14 protein-coding genes and 1 pseudogene are annotated in these 15,499 nt (G+C 70.4%); 6 read left to right on the top strand and 9 right to left on the bottom strand.

Features of this window, described 5'->3' with window-relative positions:
- Window positions 1–294: 294 nt before the first annotated feature.
- The 3 genes and pseudogenes from BKA18_RS23205 to BKA18_RS23195 form a co-directional block, all read right to left on the bottom strand.
- The gene (locus tag BKA18_RS23205) at window positions 295–1,929 is read right to left on the bottom strand and encodes an MFS transporter (RefSeq protein WP_366044346.1); all 1,635 of its coding nucleotides are present in this window, start codon (window positions 1,927–1,929) and stop codon (window positions 295–297) included.
- Window positions 1,930–2,399: 470 nt separating this feature from the next.
- Complete coding sequence (locus BKA18_RS23200) at window positions 2,400–2,657, bottom strand: relaxase domain-containing protein (RefSeq protein WP_429638769.1); 258 nt, start codon at window positions 2,655–2,657, stop codon at window positions 2,400–2,402.
- A gap of 49 nt (window positions 2,658–2,706) precedes the next feature.
- Window positions 2,707–2,869: pseudogene (locus tag BKA18_RS23195) on the bottom strand (DUF255 domain-containing protein); the annotation flags it as partial.
- Between the two features lie 146 nt (window positions 2,870–3,015).
- Between BKA18_RS23195 and BKA18_RS23190 the strand changes: the two are divergent.
- Window positions 3,016–6,285 (top strand): tetratricopeptide repeat protein, encoded by a 3,270-nt coding sequence (locus BKA18_RS23190; RefSeq protein WP_366044347.1) that lies wholly within the window; start codon window positions 3,016–3,018, stop codon window positions 6,283–6,285.
- Between the two features lie 191 nt (window positions 6,286–6,476).
- On the opposite strand, the gene BKA18_RS23185 is transcribed toward BKA18_RS23190, so the two are convergent.
- Complete coding sequence (locus BKA18_RS23185) at window positions 6,477–6,725, bottom strand: RAMP4 family protein (RefSeq protein ID WP_366044348.1); 249 nt, start codon at window positions 6,723–6,725, stop codon at window positions 6,477–6,479.
- 4 nt (window positions 6,726–6,729) lie between these two features.
- Window positions 6,730–7,602 (bottom strand): mycothiol conjugate amidase Mca, encoded by an 873-nt coding sequence (gene mca, locus BKA18_RS23180; protein ID WP_366044350.1) that lies wholly within the window; start codon window positions 7,600–7,602, stop codon window positions 6,730–6,732.
- 129 nt (window positions 7,603–7,731) lie between these two features.
- Between mca and BKA18_RS23175 the strand changes: the two genes are divergently transcribed.
- Both BKA18_RS23175 and greA read left to right on the top strand, forming a co-directional pair.
- The gene (locus BKA18_RS23175; protein ID WP_366044351.1) at window positions 7,732–8,142 is read left to right on the top strand and encodes a DUF4307 domain-containing protein; all 411 of its coding nucleotides are present in this window, start codon (window positions 7,732–7,734) and stop codon (window positions 8,140–8,142) included.
- Window positions 8,143–8,467: 325 nt separating this feature from the next.
- Entirely contained in the window at window positions 8,468–8,965 is a 498-nt protein-coding gene (gene greA, locus BKA18_RS23170) for a transcription elongation factor GreA (RefSeq protein WP_006603480.1), read from the top strand.
- Window positions 8,966–9,031: 66 nt separating this feature from the next.
- Here greA and BKA18_RS23165 read toward each other — a convergent pair whose 3' ends face one another.
- From BKA18_RS23165 to ilvA, 3 genes are all read right to left on the bottom strand, one after another.
- On the bottom strand, window positions 9,032–9,910 hold the full coding sequence (locus tag BKA18_RS23165) for an ABC transporter permease (RefSeq protein ID WP_366044352.1): 879 nt from the start codon (window positions 9,908–9,910) through the stop codon (window positions 9,032–9,034).
- On the bottom strand, window positions 9,907–10,995 hold the full coding sequence (locus BKA18_RS23160) for an ATP-binding cassette domain-containing protein (RefSeq protein ID WP_366044353.1): 1,089 nt from the start codon (window positions 10,993–10,995) through the stop codon (window positions 9,907–9,909). The genes BKA18_RS23165 and BKA18_RS23160 overlap by 4 nt, the downstream gene beginning before the upstream one ends.
- A 232-nt stretch (window positions 10,996–11,227) precedes the next feature.
- Complete coding sequence (ilvA, locus tag BKA18_RS23155; protein WP_235445395.1) at window positions 11,228–12,391, bottom strand: threonine ammonia-lyase; 1,164 nt, start codon at window positions 12,389–12,391, stop codon at window positions 11,228–11,230.
- A gap of 327 nt (window positions 12,392–12,718) precedes the next feature.
- On the opposite strand from ilvA, the gene BKA18_RS23150 reads away from it, so the two are divergent.
- From BKA18_RS23150 to BKA18_RS23140, 3 genes are all read left to right on the top strand, one after another.
- On the top strand, window positions 12,719–13,219 hold the full coding sequence (locus BKA18_RS23150) for a MarR family winged helix-turn-helix transcriptional regulator (RefSeq protein ID WP_006603484.1): 501 nt from the start codon (window positions 12,719–12,721) through the stop codon (window positions 13,217–13,219).
- Between the two features lie 225 nt (window positions 13,220–13,444).
- Entirely contained in the window at window positions 13,445–13,930 is a 486-nt protein-coding gene (locus tag BKA18_RS23145; RefSeq protein WP_366044354.1) for a sigma factor-like helix-turn-helix DNA-binding protein, read from the top strand.
- Window positions 13,927–14,229, top strand: a complete 303-nt coding sequence (locus tag BKA18_RS23140) for a hypothetical protein (RefSeq protein WP_366044355.1) — start codon at window positions 13,927–13,929, stop codon at window positions 14,227–14,229. The genes BKA18_RS23145 and BKA18_RS23140 overlap by 4 nt, the downstream gene beginning before the upstream one ends.
- 41 nt (window positions 14,230–14,270) lie before the next feature.
- Here BKA18_RS23140 and BKA18_RS23135 read toward each other — a convergent pair whose 3' ends face one another.
- The gene (locus BKA18_RS23135; RefSeq protein ID WP_366044356.1) at window positions 14,271–15,422 is read right to left on the bottom strand and encodes a cystathionine gamma-synthase; all 1,152 of its coding nucleotides are present in this window, start codon (window positions 15,420–15,422) and stop codon (window positions 14,271–14,273) included.
- Between the last annotated feature and the right edge of the window lie 77 nt (window positions 15,423–15,499).

Raw genomic sequence — 15,499 nt, 5'->3', positions numbered from 1 at the left:
ACCACCAATCCGCGCCCGCCAACATCGACCGACCGACCGGGCGAGTCGAGGAGCGCGCCGGCGGGCTTGTCCGGCTCGATCAGCGCGCAGTCGACGTCGGACACCTCGAACCCGCCAGGTTCCGATGTCGGGACAACCGAGGCAACGCTCTGGGTATCACCATGCGGTGGGACATCCCCCACTGCACGATGATGCCCGGACCAGGCCCACAGCGCGCACATATGACGGTCGAGCAGGTACGTGGCTTAACCATCAAGCAGGACACCTGGAAGCTTTTGCCCGATTCCCCTTGCGTCAGGAACTGTCAATGTCAGCGCCTGCATTCGTGGATTTGTTATCGGTCCCGGCACGGGGGGCGGCCCCAGCACCGGAGCGGCTACTTTCTCGACCGTCGTCAGGCTTCTGTGCCGACCCCTTGAGCCTTCCGACCGGACGCAAGGCAAACACCAGCACGGCTGCTGCGACGAGTGCGATGAGCGTGATCCAGACCGCGCCGACGTGCATAGCGTGGATGAACGCATGATCGGCAGCCTGCGCAAGAGTGGGCCGGTCGAGGGTGGCGGCGACATGCCGAGCCTGTTCTGCGGAAACCCGGGCGCTTTCCTGTAGCGCCTCCGGGACATCGCTCAGCGAGGGTTCGATCGCGCCTCGATATGCGATCGACATGATCGTGCCGCCCACCGCAATCCCGATCACACTGCCGGCCTGCCGCGCCGTGTTGGTGACGGCCGACCCGGCACCGGACCGTTCCAGCGACAGGCTGCTGAGCAGTGCTCCGGTCACCGGGGCCATCACCATGCCGACGGAAAGGCCCTGCGCCAACAACAGGATCTCGATCCAGACGAGTGGGGTGTGCAGATCGAGAAATCCGACCGCGCCAAAGCTGAAAGCCGCCACAGTGAGCGCCGGCACGGCGACAGGGCGCAGCGACCATCGGCTCACCAGACGTGCGCCCAGGGGCGCCCCTACGACAGCGCCGACCGCGGTCGGAACATTGGCCAGGCCGGCCTTCATCGGCGAGTAGCCCAATGCACCCTGCATATAGAATGCGTTGTAGAAAGTGACGGCAGCCACCGAAAAGAGCAGCAACGCCATGGACACGTTGCCACCACCGAACACCCGCTGCGCAAGCATCCGGGGATCGAAACTTGGTTCCTTGATTCGCAATTCGACGAGCACGAAAGCAGCCAGCAGGACAAGCCCGACCGCGATCGGCGCCCAGACGTCCGAACGACTCCAGGCGTCCACCTGCCCCGCGCGAATCAGGCCGTAGGTCAATGCCGCGAGTCCGCTGATCGACAGCAACATCCCAGCCGGGTCCAGCGGCCGCACGGCAGGGCTGCGAAAATTGGGAACCAACAGGACGATCCCAGCCAATGCCAGCACGACAATGGGGACGTTGACGAGAAAGACCGAACCCCACCAGAAATGACTGAGCAGGAGTCCCGCCAACACCGGACCCGCTGCCATTCCGACACCGGTGGATGTGGAAGAAATGGCGATTGCGGTTGCCCGCACGGGGCCGGTGAAGGTCCACAACAGGATGGCAAAGTTGGCAGGCATGATCAGTGCGGCGCCGACTCCCATCGCGGCCCGGGCGGCAATCAGCTGGCCCGCATCGCCTGCGTACGCCGCCCAGATCGAGGCCCCGGCAAAGATCACCAAGCCAACTGCGAGCACATTCCGGTGGCCGAAGCTATCGCCCAGTGCGCCAGCGGTGAACATCAAGGTTGCGAAGACCAGGGTGTATGCGCCTGTGGCCCATTGCAGCTCGGCCGGGCTGGCACCCAGTCCACGGACCGGGTCGGCAAGGGTCTCCAGGAGAATACTGAGGACGGTGTTGTCCAGCCAAATCAGCAGCGAACACACCATAAGAACGGCAAGAATTAACTGCTGCCTGAACTTCGGCAGCGTTGGAAGCGTAGCCATGAACACCTTTGGATATTGATCGGCAGGAACTTGACCGACTGGAATATAAGCAAACCCCACAACACTGTCAAGCTTGGAATTTCTCGCCAAAACCATTGCGACCGAACGCGCTATATGCCTCTGCCAGATTTGCGGACTGAACAATTTTGTGCCCTCCGGCGAATTAAGGATTCGGCCGCCTGGCCGAAGCCCGCGCAGGAAGCGTCCGGAGTGTCTGTCCCGCGGCCAGCCGAAGAAGAATCTGGCGCCGGGTGGAATCGGCGCAGCCACGCTCCGTCGTGCCTGGTGTTACCTGTCATGGTTCCTGGACGTCCCCTCCGTCTTGCGGTCTTGCCGTCTCTGTCCTGCGGTTCTGTGGTCTTGCCGGGTCACATCGGCGGGTTGCCGTGTGTGCGAGGGAAGCCGGGCGTCCTTCGTACGCAGTGCCTCAAGTGCCCGGACCAGTACGGGCCTTGTCTCGGCGGGGGCGATCACGCCGTCCACGAGCCCGCGTTCGGCGGCGTCACTCCCACTGCCTCGCCGTTCTTCGCGGCCTTGGACGCGGTGGAGGCGGCGGTGCGCTCACGGGTCGGGGCGCTGTCGTAGTCGATGCCCAGCTTCGTCAGCAGGTCGCGGACCTGGCTGTCGCGCTCGCTGAACAAGCGGATCGTCGCTTCGGGAAGGGCTGCGATCTCCCACGCCCCGGTCCGCTCCTCGCGGCGGAAGGAGATGCCGAACGTGTCGGTCAGCTCCCTGCGGATGCAGGCCTTCGGATTGGCGCCAGGTGGTCTAAGTGCAGTGGCACCAGTGGCAGGAGCTGCAGCCGACGCTGAGCAGCACGGGCACCCCGCGCCGGCGGGCTTCCACGAACGCGTCGGGTGGACCACGGCCACCAGTCGACGGGGTTGTCGGCGTGCTGGAGCAGATACGGGGAAGTCTCATGGGCCAGGCGGTTCGGCATGGGGCCATGCGCTCCCAACGAGGCACGGTGAGCGGGGAGCGGAGGGAGTTGTCCACAGCCCTGCCGGAAATCGCGCGGACGCGGAACACTGTGCGTACGGCGACGATCACCGCTGGACACTGCAGGAACGCTGGAGGGGGAAGAGCATGCCGGGGTCACTGGCCGCGCTGCGCGAGGACCATCGCGCGGAAGCGGAAGCGCTGTTGACCAGGGCCGTCGAGGAGGAGGTGCGGCGCTCGGGCGGTCGGCTCGACGGCGGCGCGCTGCTCGGCAGGGCACGGTCGGCGCTGGAGGATCTGGCCGGCAGCGCCGCCGAGGAGTACACCGCCTACGTCCGGGCGCTGGACGAGGCGGCCGCCGGCCGGCCGTCACTGCCCCGCAAGGAGCTGGGCACCCCGGCGGTGGCGACGGCCGTGGCGGCGGTGGCGGCGTTCGGCACGGACCTCGCGTACGGCACGGGCACGGGCCCGGCGCTGGCCGTGGGGGCCTCCGTGGTGCTGGCGGGCGCGACGGCCACGGTCGTGAAGCTGACCGCGGCCCACCTGCCGGCGGCCAACCGGGAGGCCGGGAAGCGCGGCCAGCCCGGCGGCGCCCAGCAGCTGCGGCTGCAGTGGCTGACGGCGCTGGAGGTGCGCGGCGTCCGGCCGTTCCTGGACCAGCAGCGGATGCTGACGGCGGCGGCCCGCGGCAGCGGCACGTCGGCCAAGACCGGGGGCGGGCAGAGCGGCCGGGGGCCGCAGTTGCGCGGTGCGGACCGCAGCGCGGCGGCTCGGCAGCGGTCCGTACTGGAGCATTCCTTCTCCCAACTCCCCAGCCCCGAGGGCCCGTTCGCCGGGCGGCGGGCGGAGCTGACGCAGATCGCGCAGTGGGTGCAGGCGGCCCGGGCGAGCACGGAGACCAAGCCGACGGTGGTGGTGCTGCACGGCGAGCCGGGCTCGGGGCGTACGGCCCTCGCGGTGCGGGCCACCCATCAGCTGCGCGATCAGTTCCGTGGCGCATGTGTGGTGGATCTGCGCAGTGACACCCCCGGCGAGGCGCCGCTGCCGACCCGCGACGCGCTGCTGCATCTGCTCAACCGGCTGGGCGCGCCGCGCGAGCAGCTGCTGTTCCGCGAGCGGCCGTCCCAGGAGCAGCACGTCAAGCGGCTCACCGAGCTGTACCACCAGCATCTGACGGGCCTTCCGGTGACGGTCCTGCTGGACGACGCCGCGGATCCGGAGCAGGTGCGCACGCTGGTGCCGGAGCGGTCCGACAGCCTGGTGCTGGTCACCTCCCGTGCTCCGCTGGAGCTGCCCGAGGACCTCCAGGCGTGGGTGCATCAGCTGCCGGTGGGGCCGCTCGACGCGGCGGGCACCGAGGAGTTGCTGCGCGCCACCGCCGCGGCCGGCAGCGAGACCCCGGACGAAACGGGTCCCTACGACGCACGGGCCCTCGACGAGATCCTTCAGCTGTGCGCCGGCCTCCCGCTGGCGCTGCGAGTGGCGGGCTCCTCGCTCGGCCCGCGCACCCCCGCCACGCTGGCCGCGGACCTGGCGGCGTACGGGCCGCTGCCGCCGGTCGAGCGCGCGCTGTCGCTGCGCTACTTCGACCAGCCAGAGGCGGCCCGGCGGCTGCTGCGCCGGCTGGCGCTGGTGGGCCGGGCGAGCCTGGGGACGGCGGCCGCGGCCGCCCTGCTGGGGGTGGCGAACGCGGAGGCGGAGCGTCAGCTGACGGCGCTGGTCCGGGCGGGGCTGATCGAGCATGTGCGCGGTGAGCGCTACCGCCTGCACGCCCTGGTGCACAGCTTTGCGCACTCCCGGCTGGAGGACGAGGAGGACGCACAGGAGCGCGGCGCGGCCCAGGAGCGGCTGATCCGCGGCTATGCGGAGCTGGCCGACTCGGTCATCCGGCTGGTCGACGGCCGCACGTCCACCCGCGCCGACCGCTTCGGCTCCCACGGCTTCACGTCCCTGGACGCGGCCCTGCAGTGGCTGGACGACGAGACCAGCTTCATCACGGCCGCGCTGCGCCATGCCGACCAGGGCGTGGACCAGGCGGCGGTCTCGCATCTGCTGGGCGCCCTGGCCGACTACTGCCTGCTGCGCGGGGACCTCTACCGCCTGGGCGAGCTGAGCGAACTGACCCGGGCGGTCGGCCAGGGGCTGCTGTCCCGCTCGGTGCAGTGGCGTACGGGTATCGCGGCCCGGCAGCTCGGCGAGCTGGACAAGGCGCGCACGACCCTGGCGTCGGTGGTCGACCTCTACTTCGAGGCCCAGCATCCGGTGGGCGCGGCCCGTGCGCTGCGCGATCTGGGCATCACGCTCCAGCAGCAGGGCAGTCTCGCCGAGGCCTCGGCGAAGCTCCGTGAGGCGCTGGAGCTGCAGTCCGGCCCGGACATGCACGGCGACCGCGCCTGGACGCTGCACGCCCTGGCGGCGGTGGAGCGGGACCGGTCGCAGCTCGCCGAGGCCCTCGCCATGCTGCACGAGGCGCTGGAGCTCCATGAGGAGAGCGAGAGCGTGCACGGCCAGGCGTGGGCGCACTTCCAGCTCGGCCAGGTGCATCTGCGCCTGGGCGAGGTGCCGGCGGCGGAGCGCGCGCTGCAGGCGGCGATGGAGCTCTACGGCCGGACGCACGACGAGCGCGGTGAGGCCTGGGCGCTGACCCAGCTGGCCCGGGCCCGGCTGGTGGACGGGGATGCGGGGCCGGCGGTGGACCAGCTGCGGCAGGCGCTTCCGCTCCACCGCCAGCACGAGGACGCCCGCGGTGAGGCCTGGACGATGTACTACCTGGGCCAGGCCCTGGAGGAGCGCGGCGAGCCCGATGCGGCGCTGCGCCAGCTGGAGCGGTCGCGGACGATGTTCAGCCGGATGCAGGACGCCTACGGTCTGGCCTGTACCCGGCACGATTCGGGGCGGGTCACCCGTGATCTGCGGGCGGAGCAGACCGGCTCGCTGCGCAACAGCGGCTTCGCCCGGCAGCTGCTGCAGGACGCCCGTAAGGACTTCCAGCGGATAGGAGTGCCGCACGGGGAGGCCTGGTCCTGCCTGGAGCTGCTGATCATCGACGCCGGCAACGGCCGGGCGGCGCAGGCGCTGGAGCTGGCCGACGAGGCGGCCCGGCTGTTCGCCGGCTACGGCGACCGGCGCGGCGAGGACTGGGCCCGGTTCCTGCGCTGCACCCTGCTGCCGCTCGCCTCGCCGGGCGGTTCGGTGGTGGGCGCGGCCGTGGCACAGGAGGAGCTGGCGCAGCTGGTGCGGGAGAAGCACCCGGCCCGCGACGCCAAGCTGGAGGACTGCGCGGAGACGTTCGCGCTGCTGCTGGACCGCGGCGTGGAGCCGGAGACGGGGTGGCAGGCATGGCGGCTCGGTATGGTGCCCGGCCGCCATGCGCGCGAGGTCATGGGGGTGAGCGTCACATCGCCCGGTGGCGAGTGACAGCGGCGGCTCCGGCGGGCGCGCCAAGCTCGGGCCCGGCCCGCCGACCGCTCGGGCCGGCGAGCCGCCGGGCCGGTCAGCCGGCCGTGTCCATCGGCCGGCCGTCGACCGCCACCCGGTCTTCACGGACCGCCCGGACCCGTGGGCCCGGCGGTCCGGCGGTCCGGCGTGCGGGGCGGGCGGCCCCGCCGTCAGCCGGTCTTCGGCTCGGGTGCCTGCGCGGCGGAGGCCGTGCCGCCGGCCTCGCCGCCCTTGGGCTGCTCCTCGAAGTCCACCTTCTTCATGTGCTTGTTCATGGACTTCATCAGCAGCCACACGGCGCCGCCGATGACCGCGAAGACGATGAAGCCGAGGACGCCGGGGGTCACCTTGTCCTTGTCGAAGCTGTCGGCAAGGCTGACGAAGTGCGTCAGGGCGAGGGTGCTGGTCGCGCTCATCATGGACTCAATTGTTGCGGATGCCCGCGAAGAGGTCGTCCTCGGGGAGGGAAGTGTCCACGAGCGACTTCGCGAGCTCGTACTCCTCCGTCGGCCAAACCTCGCGCTGGATGTCCATCGGCACCCGGAACCACCCGCCGTCGGGGTCGATCTGGGTGGCGTGCGCGATCAACGCCTTGTCGCGGATCTCGAAGAAGTCATCGCACGGGATGTACGTGGTCAGCGTGCGCTCGCGCTGCTCGAACTGCTTCCAGCGCTCCAGCCACTCGCCGTACGGCGAGTCCATGCCGCGCTCCAGCAGCGCCTCGTGCAGCGCGATGGTGCGCGGCTTGTTGAAGCCCTGGTTGTAGTAGAGCTTCTGGGGCTGCCAGGGCTCGCCGGCGCCCGGATACTTCTCCGGGTCACCGGCCGCCTCGAAGGCCACCATCGTGATCTTGTGCGTCATGATGTGGTCCGGGTGCGGATAGCCGCCGTTCTCGTCGTACGTCGTGATGACCTGCGGCTTGAACGACCGGATCAGCCGGACCAGGGGCTCCGCGGCCGTTTCGACGGGCTGCAGCGCGAAGCAGCCCTCGGGCAGCGCCGGCAGCGGGTCGCCCTCGGGCAGCCCGGAGTCGACGAAGCCGAGCCACTCCTGCTTGACGCCCAGGATCTCCCGGGCCTCGTCCATCTCCTTCTTCCGTACCTCGTGGATGTTCTCCTCGATGTACGGATCGCCCTGGAGTTTGGGGTTGAGGATGGAGCCTCGCTCACCGCCCGTGCAGGTGGCGACCAGCACGTCCACCCCCTCGGACACGTACTTGGCCATGGTGGCCGCACCCTTGCTCGACTCGTCGTCGGGGTGGGCGTGGACCGCCATCAATCGCAACTGCTCAGTCAAGACTCGATCCTCAGTGAAGAGCTGGAGAAGATGCCTCCTATAGTGACCGAAGCGGGGGGCGCTGTATTCCCTGGGGCGGGGACCCCCCGGGGGTTGTTGGTTCCGGTCCCCCGAGCAGGAGAATCGATCATGACCGCGGTGCGTGAAGGGCTCCCCGAAGGACGCTACGGCCGCTCCGCGGACGCGCGCGCGGACCGCAAGCTCAAGATCATCGGTATCGTGCTAGGCGTCGCACTGCTGGGCGTGATCGCCTGGTGCGGCATCTCGTACATCTCCGGTCAGGACCTCAGCGGCCGGGTGATCACCTGGGACGCGGTCTCCGATCACGCGGTCAAGGTCCATCTGGAAGTCGTCAAGGACACGGACGCCAGGGGCGTGTGCACGCTGCGCTCACAGGCCGAGGACGGCAGCGAAGTCGGCCGCAAGGACGTCACCGTCGACCAGCGCGCGGGCCAGGTGGACACCGAGGTCACGCTGCGTACGACGAAGCGCGCGACCAACGCCGTACTCGTCGGCTGCACGGCCGCCGGCAAGGGCTGACCTCGCCCCCGGCTGTCGGCACCCGGCTCACCCGCCACGCCCCGGGCTCCGGCACCCGACCCCACCCGCACCCCCCGTCTCACAGTCCTCGGCCCGCCGCAACCGCACCCCGCGTCCCACCCCCGTCGACCGCCCTCCCGCTCACCGGCGAGGCGTGTCGGAACCGCCCCTGATCAGGCATGATGCGTTCCTGTGCGGCCACTGTGAAATTCCTCTTCCCCGTTTTGTGCCGTAATTGTTAGGCTCGTGGTTTCGCCCACCTGTGAAGGCGCAAACCTTCCTGGTAGGGCGTTTGATTTATCCCCAGTACCGACGAGGAGCACCTGTGACCCAGACCAGCGAGAACGTCACCTGGCTTACCCAGGAGGCGTATGACCAGCTCAAGGCCGAGCTGGAGCACCTGTCTGGTCCCGCACGCGCCGAGATCACCGAGAAGATCGCGGCGGCCCGCGAGGAAGGTGACCTGAAGGAGAACGCCGGGTACCACGCGGCCAAGGAAGAGCAGGGCAAGCAGGAGCTTCGCGTCCGCCAGCTCACCCAGCTGCTGCAGACCGCGAAGGTCGGCGAGGCCCCCGCCGCGACCGGCGTCGTCGCTCCCGGCATGGTCGTCACCATCGCGTTCGACGGCGACCCGGACGACACGCTGTCGTTCCTTCTGGCCTCCCGGGAATACGCGAGCTCGGACATCGAGACCTACTCCCCCCAGTCCCCGCTGGGCACCGGCGTGAACGGCAAGAAGGTCGGCGCCCAGGCGGAGTACGAGCTCCCCAACGGCAAGAAGGCGGCCGTGAAGATCCTCGACGCCAAGCCGTACTCCGGCTGAGTCCCGAGGCGCCCCACAGACGTCGAAGCGGCCCGGAGCCTGACGCTCCGGGCCGCTTCGCCGTGCTCAGGCCGTGGCCGACCGGTACTTGCGGACGGCCAGGGTCCGGAAGACCACGATGATCAGTACGGACCAGATCACCGAGGCCAGCACCGGGTGGTCCATCGGCCAGGCACCGGTCACCGACTTGGGCACCGCGTCGCTGGTGTTGCCGAACAGCAGCCGGGCCGCGGCCACCGTCGCACTGAACGGGTTCCACTCGGCGACATGCTGCAGGAACGCCGGCATGCCGTTGACCGGGACGAAAGCATTCGAGATGAAGGTCAGCGGGAAGAGCCAGATCAGCCCGCCCGACGTGGCCGCCTCGGGCGTCCGCACCGTCAGGCCGATCAGCGCGCCGATCCACGAGAAGGCGTACCCGAGCAGGAGCAGCAGCGCGAAGCCGGCCAGCACCTCGGCGATGTTCTCGTGGGTGCGCCAGCCGATCAGCAGGGCGACGACCGCCAGCACCACCAGCGTCAGCGCGGTCTGTACGAGGTCGGCGAGGGTACGGCCGGTGAGCACCGCCCCGCGGGACATCGGCAGCGACCGGAACCGGTCGATGAGGCCCTTGTGCATGTCGTCGGCGATGCCCGCACCGGCCCCCGCCGTGGCGAAGGTGACGGTCTGCGCGAAGATCCCGGCCATCAGGAACTCGCGATAGGCCTGGGCGTCGCCCACCGGGGCACCGGGGACGTTGATGGAGCCGCCGAAGACGTACGTGAACAGCACCACGAACATGATCGGCTGGATGAGCCCGAAGATCACGACTTCGGGTATCCGCAGCATCCGGATCAGATTGCGCTGGGCCACGACCAGCGAGTCGCGGACGGACCGGCTGAGGCCACCGCGTGGCGGCACGGTCCGGACCGGGGCACCCCCGGCCGCTTCGGTCACCGTGGTCACTTCACGCCCTCCCTGTCATTCGTCACGCCCGCCTCCGCGCCGGCCGTCCCGGCGCCCTTCCTGCCCCGCTTCTGCCGTCCGACGGCGCCCCCGCCCGGATCGGTCCGGCCCGCGCTCCCGTCACCCGCGCCGTCGCCTTCCGCGTCCTCGGCGTGGTGCCCGGTCAGTGAGAGGAACACATCGTCGAGGGTCGGACGGCGCAGCCCGATGTCGTCGATCTCCACGCCGCGCAGGTCCAGTTCGCGGATGACCTCGGCGAGGAGCTTGGCACCGCCCGTCACCGGGACCGTGAGCTTGCGGATGTGGGCGTCGACCGTGCCCTCGCCCTTGCCGAAGCCGCGCAGGACCTCGTCGGCGACGGTGAGGTGTTCCGGGTCGTGCACCACGACCTCGACGCGCTCGCCGCCGGTGCGCGCCTTGAGCTGGTCGGCGGTGCCGCGGGCGATGACCTTGCCGTGGTCGACGACGCAGATGTCGTGCGCCAGCCGGTCGGCCTCCTCCAGATACTGGGTGGTGAGCAGCAGGGTCGTGCCGCCCGCGACCAGTTCCTGGATGACGTCCCACAACTCCTGGCGGTTGCGTGGGTCCAGGCCGGTGGTCGGCTCGTCCATGAACATCACCGGCGGGCTGACGACCAGCGCGGCCGCCAGGTCGAGCCGCCGGCGCATCCCGCCGGAGTAGGTCTTGGCGGTGCGGTCGGCGGCGTCGCCGAGGTGAAAGCGTTCCAGCAGTTCGGTGGCTCGCCGCTTCGCGTCACGGCCGCTCATCTGGTAGAGCCGGCCGACCATCGTCAAGTTCTCGCGCCCGGTCAAGTACTCGTCCACGGCGGCGAATTGGCCGGAGAGGCCGATGGACCGCCGCACCTTGTCCGGGTGGGCGAGGACATCGATGCCGGCGACCACCGCCTTGCCGCGGTCGGGCTGGAGCAGGGTCGTCAGGACCCGTACGGCGGTGGTCTTCCCGGCGCCGTTCGGGCCGAGCATTCCGAGGACGGTTCCTTCGGGAACGTCGAGGTCGACGCCGTCCAATGCCCTCACGGCGCCGAAGGCCTTCACCAGACCTTCGGCGTATATGGCGCCTGGCATAGGGATACTCCCATGGCTTGGGTAAGTTCCAGGTCGAATATTACGGTTGGCGGCTTATGCCTGCTCTATGGCTTTTGCCCACGACGGACACCACGACGCACGGCACGCCCCGCACTCGCGATAGATAGTACGCGCAAACGCGATACATCGCGATACACATTCCAGCTTTCACGGCCCGAGGGCACCGCACCGAGCCGTGGCCGGGCGCCGGAAGCCATGGGGCGGCCCCGGCTCACTCCGCGACGACGTACCCCGCCTCGCGCAGCGCCGTGCGCACCTCGTCGCAGTGCGCCGGACCCTTGGTCTCCAGATGCAGTTCCACCTCGACCTCGGTCAGCCCGAGCTGGGGATCCGTCCGCACATGGCCGACGTCGAGGACGTTCGCATCGACCACCGACAGCACCCCGAGCAGCGTCGCCAGCGCCCCCGGCCGGTCGGTGAGCCGCAGCCGCAGCGAGAGATACCGTCCGCCGGCGGCCATGCCGTGCCGCAGGATGCGCTGCATCAACAACGGATCCACATTGCCGCCGGACAGCACCGCGACCACCGGCCCCTCGAAGGACTCCGGGTCGGCGAGCAGCGCGGCCACCGGGCTCGCCCCGGCCGGCTCCACCACCAGCTTCGCCCGCTCCAGGCACAACAGCAGCGCGCTGGAGAGCTGGTCCTCGGTGACCGTACGGACCTCGTCCACCAGCTGCTCGACCATCCCGAAGGTCACCTCACCGGGGCGGCCCACCTTGATGCCGTCCGCCATGGTCGACAGCCCCTCGATCGCCACCGGGCGCCCGGCCGCCAGCGAGGGCGGATAGGCGGCCGCTCCCGCCGCCTGCACCCCGACGATCTTCACGTCCGGCCGCAGCGCCTTGACCGCGAGCGCCATCCCCGCGATCAGACCGCCGCCGCCGACCCCGACGACGATCGTCCGTACTTCCGGGCACTGTTCGAGGATCTCCAGGCCGACGGTGCCCTGGCCGGCGATGATGTCGGGGTGGTCGAAGGGGTGGATGAAGACCGCGCCGCTCTCTCGCGCGTACTCCTGCGCGGCGGCCAGCGTCTCGTCCACCACCTGACCGTGCATCCGCACCTCGGCGCCGTATTCGCGGGTCGCGGCGACCTTGGGCAGCGGGGCGCCGACGGGCATGAACACCGTCGAGCGCACGCCCAGCAGGGACGCCGCGAGCGCCACGCCCTGGGCGTGGTTGCCGGCGCTCGCGGCCACCACACCGGCCTCCCGCTGCTGCGCGGTGAGCCCGGCGATCCGTACATAGGCACCACGGATCTTGAAGGAGCCGGTGCGCTGAAGGTTCTCGCACTTGAGGTGTACGGGCGCGCCCACCAGCCCGGTCAGATAGCGGCTGCCCTCCATCGCGGTGGCCCGGGAGACACCGGAGAGCATCTTGTCCGCCTTGCGTACGTCATCGACCGTAATTGCGGGAAGCGAATCCCCGGCGACCGGGCCCCCGGTACCGGGGGCGGAAGAGGACTCGTGTGACGTGCGCGGCGTGTGAGCGGCCATGCCGCCAGTCTTGCAGTTTGCCCACCTGAGGGCCTTTTCTGTCCGGCTGTCAGGACGGCGCGGACGCCTGTGCGGCCCCGGGCACCCCACAGCCGCCCAGGGGTTACAGGGCGTTATCGGAATGGACAGCCCGGGTACGCTCCGCGCCGGGTCCGCGTACGCTGTCCTCCCATCCATACGCACATCCATCGAAGCGAGCTCCCGGCCATGCCCACCTCTTCGGACATGACGACCCATACCGACCCCGCTCTCCTGGACGCCCTCCAGCACCAAGTGGCCGTCTTCGCCCGCCGTGCAGAACAGAGCCGGCTCGGCGGCGTCGGGCAGGCGCGCAACTCCATGGACCGCGCCGCCTATCTGCTGCTCAACCGCCTGGACCAGGAAGGACCCATGGGCGTCAAGGCCCTGGCGGCCGGTATGGGCATCGACTCCTCGACGGTCACCCGGCAGGTCGCCCCGCTGGTCGACTCCGGGCTGGTCAGCCGCGCCACCCACCCCGAGGACGGCCGGGCCGTGGTGCTCCAGCTGTCCGAGCGCGGCCAGGCCCGCCTGGACGAGGTGCGCACCTCGCGCCGTGCGCTGATGGCCCTGGTGACGGAGGAGTGGTCCGAGGCGGAGCGCGAGGCGTTCACCACGCTCCTGACGCGCTTCAACGCCTCCCTCGCCGACCTCACCGCGTCATTGACACCGGCCGGTCCCGCGTCCTGACGGTGTCCCGCCCGACGTCCTGACGGTGTCCCGCCCGACGTCCTGACCGGCGTCCGGCACCCCGCGTTCGCCGTCCGACCCGCCGTCCGACCCGCCGCCCTCCTGGCCACCCGCCCAAACGCCCGGTACCCCTGACCGGCCGCGCACGTCACGCCTCTTGACCGGATGGCCGCACTGCCGTGCTATAGGAGCCCAGGGTCGGGTGTCCGTCATCCGGGAGGCGTGGTGCGAGAGCGGCGACCGGCGCAGGAGCGCCGCCGCACCCGGGAGTTCGAGTCGTTCGTGGCGGGCGCCGGGGGCCGGCTGCTGTACACCGCCACGCTGCTGACCGGCGAGCCCGCCTCCCGTCCCGCCCCTGCCGCCGAGGAGTTGCTGCTCTGCGCGCTGTCGCGGACCTACGCCGCCTGGGACCGGCTGCGCGGCGACGATCCGTACGAGCGCACCCGCCGCGAGCTGGCCGCCCGCTTCGCGCACACCGCGCGCAGGCACCGCCGGCCGCGCGGCGGTCTGCTGGACCGGCTGTCCCCGCAGGAGCGGCTGGTCCTCGTCCTGCGGCTGTACGAGGACGTGGCCGAGGAGCAGACCGCGGCCCAACTCGGCCTGCCCGCCGAGCGGGTGCACGCCCTGTGCCTGCGGGCCGTCGCGGACCTGCGCAGCCGCCGGCGCCCCGAACCGCCGCCCGCCCCGGCACCGGAACCGTCGGCCCGATGAGCCTCCCGGATCTCCCTGACCTCCCCGAGAGCGTCGAACCCCCTGGCCTCCCCGACCTCCCCGATCGCAAGGAGACCGAGGTACGGCGGATGCTGGCCGGGCCGTATCCGCTCGTACCGCCCGATCTGGCGGCCCGCGCCGCCGACCGCGGCCGCCGGCTCCTGGCCCACCGCATCCTGCGGCACCGCCTCGGCTGGCTGCTCGCCCTGCTCGCGCTGGCGGCGCTGTGCTGGCTGGTCATGGACCGGCCCTGGCTGCCCCCGCCGGCCCACACCACCCCTCCGGTGGAGGGGTGGTGAACGGCGCGAGGGACGAGGGACCCCTTTAGCCCAACGCCTGTTTAGCCCAACGCCTGCGTGAGGTCGGCCAGCAGGTCGTCGACGGACTCGATACCGACCGAAAGGCGCACCAGGTCGGCCGGGACCTCCAGCAGCGAACCGGCCGTCGAGGCGTGCGTCATCAGCCCCGGGTGCTCGATCAGCGACTCGACGCCGCCCAGCGACTCCCCGAGCGTGAACAGCTTGGCGCGGTTGCAGACGTCCACCGCGGCCTGCTCGCCGCCCGCGACCCGGAACGACACCATGCCGCCGAAGGACCGCATCTGCTTGGTGGCGATCTCGTGGCCCGGGTGCTCGGCCAGCCCCGGGTAGTAGACCTGGGTCACCTTGTTGTGCGAGGTCAGCAGGTCCGCGATGCGAGCCGCGTTGGCGCTGTGCCGGTCCATGCGGACGGCGAGCGTCTTGATGCCGCGCATCACCAGCCAGGCGTCGAAGGGGCCGGCAACCGCGCCCATCGCGTTCTGGTGGTAGGCGAGTTCCTCACCCAGCGCATCGTCGTTGACGACGAGGGCGCCGCCGACCACGTCCGAATGTCCGCCCATGTACTTGGTCGTGGAGTAGACGACCACGTCCGCGCCGAGGGCCAGCGGCTGCTGGAGGTACGGGCTGGCGAAGGTGTTGTCGACCACGAGCTTGACGCCGGCTTCCCGGGCGACGCCGGCCAGCGCCGAGATGTCGCTGATGCCGAGCAGCGGGTTGCTGGGCGTCTCCACCCAGATCGCCTTCGTACGGGGCCGCAGGGCATCGCGTACGGCCTGCGGGTCGGAGGTGTCGGCGACCGACCACTCCACGCCCCACCGCTCGACGACCTTCGAGATGAGGCGGAACGTTCCACCGTAGGCGTCGTTCGGGATGACGACATGGTCGCCGGGGACCAGCAGGGTCCGCAGCAGGCAGTCCTCCGCGGCGAGGCCGGAGGCGAAGGCGAGGCCGCGGCGGCCGCCGTCCAGCGCCGCGAGATTCTCCTCCAGGGCGGTACGGGTCGGATTGGCGCTGCGGCTGTACTCGTAGCCGCCGCGCAGCCCGCCTACCCCGTCCTGCTTGTAGGTGGACACCTGGTAGATGGGCGGTACCACCGCGCCGGTGGCCTCGTCAGGCTCTTGACCTGCGTGGATGGCAACGGTTTCGAAGTGCTGTGCGTGTTGTTCGCTCATGCCGCCGAGCGTAGTCGGCCGGACGACCGAACTTTTCGGAACTTTCTGGTTGGCTGGATAGTGGATACCTACGAAAG

The sequence above is a fragment of the Streptomyces auratus genome (assembly GCF_050433025.1).
Taxonomy (GTDB): Bacteria; Actinomycetota; Actinomycetes; order Streptomycetales; family Streptomycetaceae; genus Streptomyces; species Streptomyces sioyaensis.
Note: the sequence above shows the minus strand (reverse complement) of the source record. Positions and strands in the feature narration are given on the sequence as shown.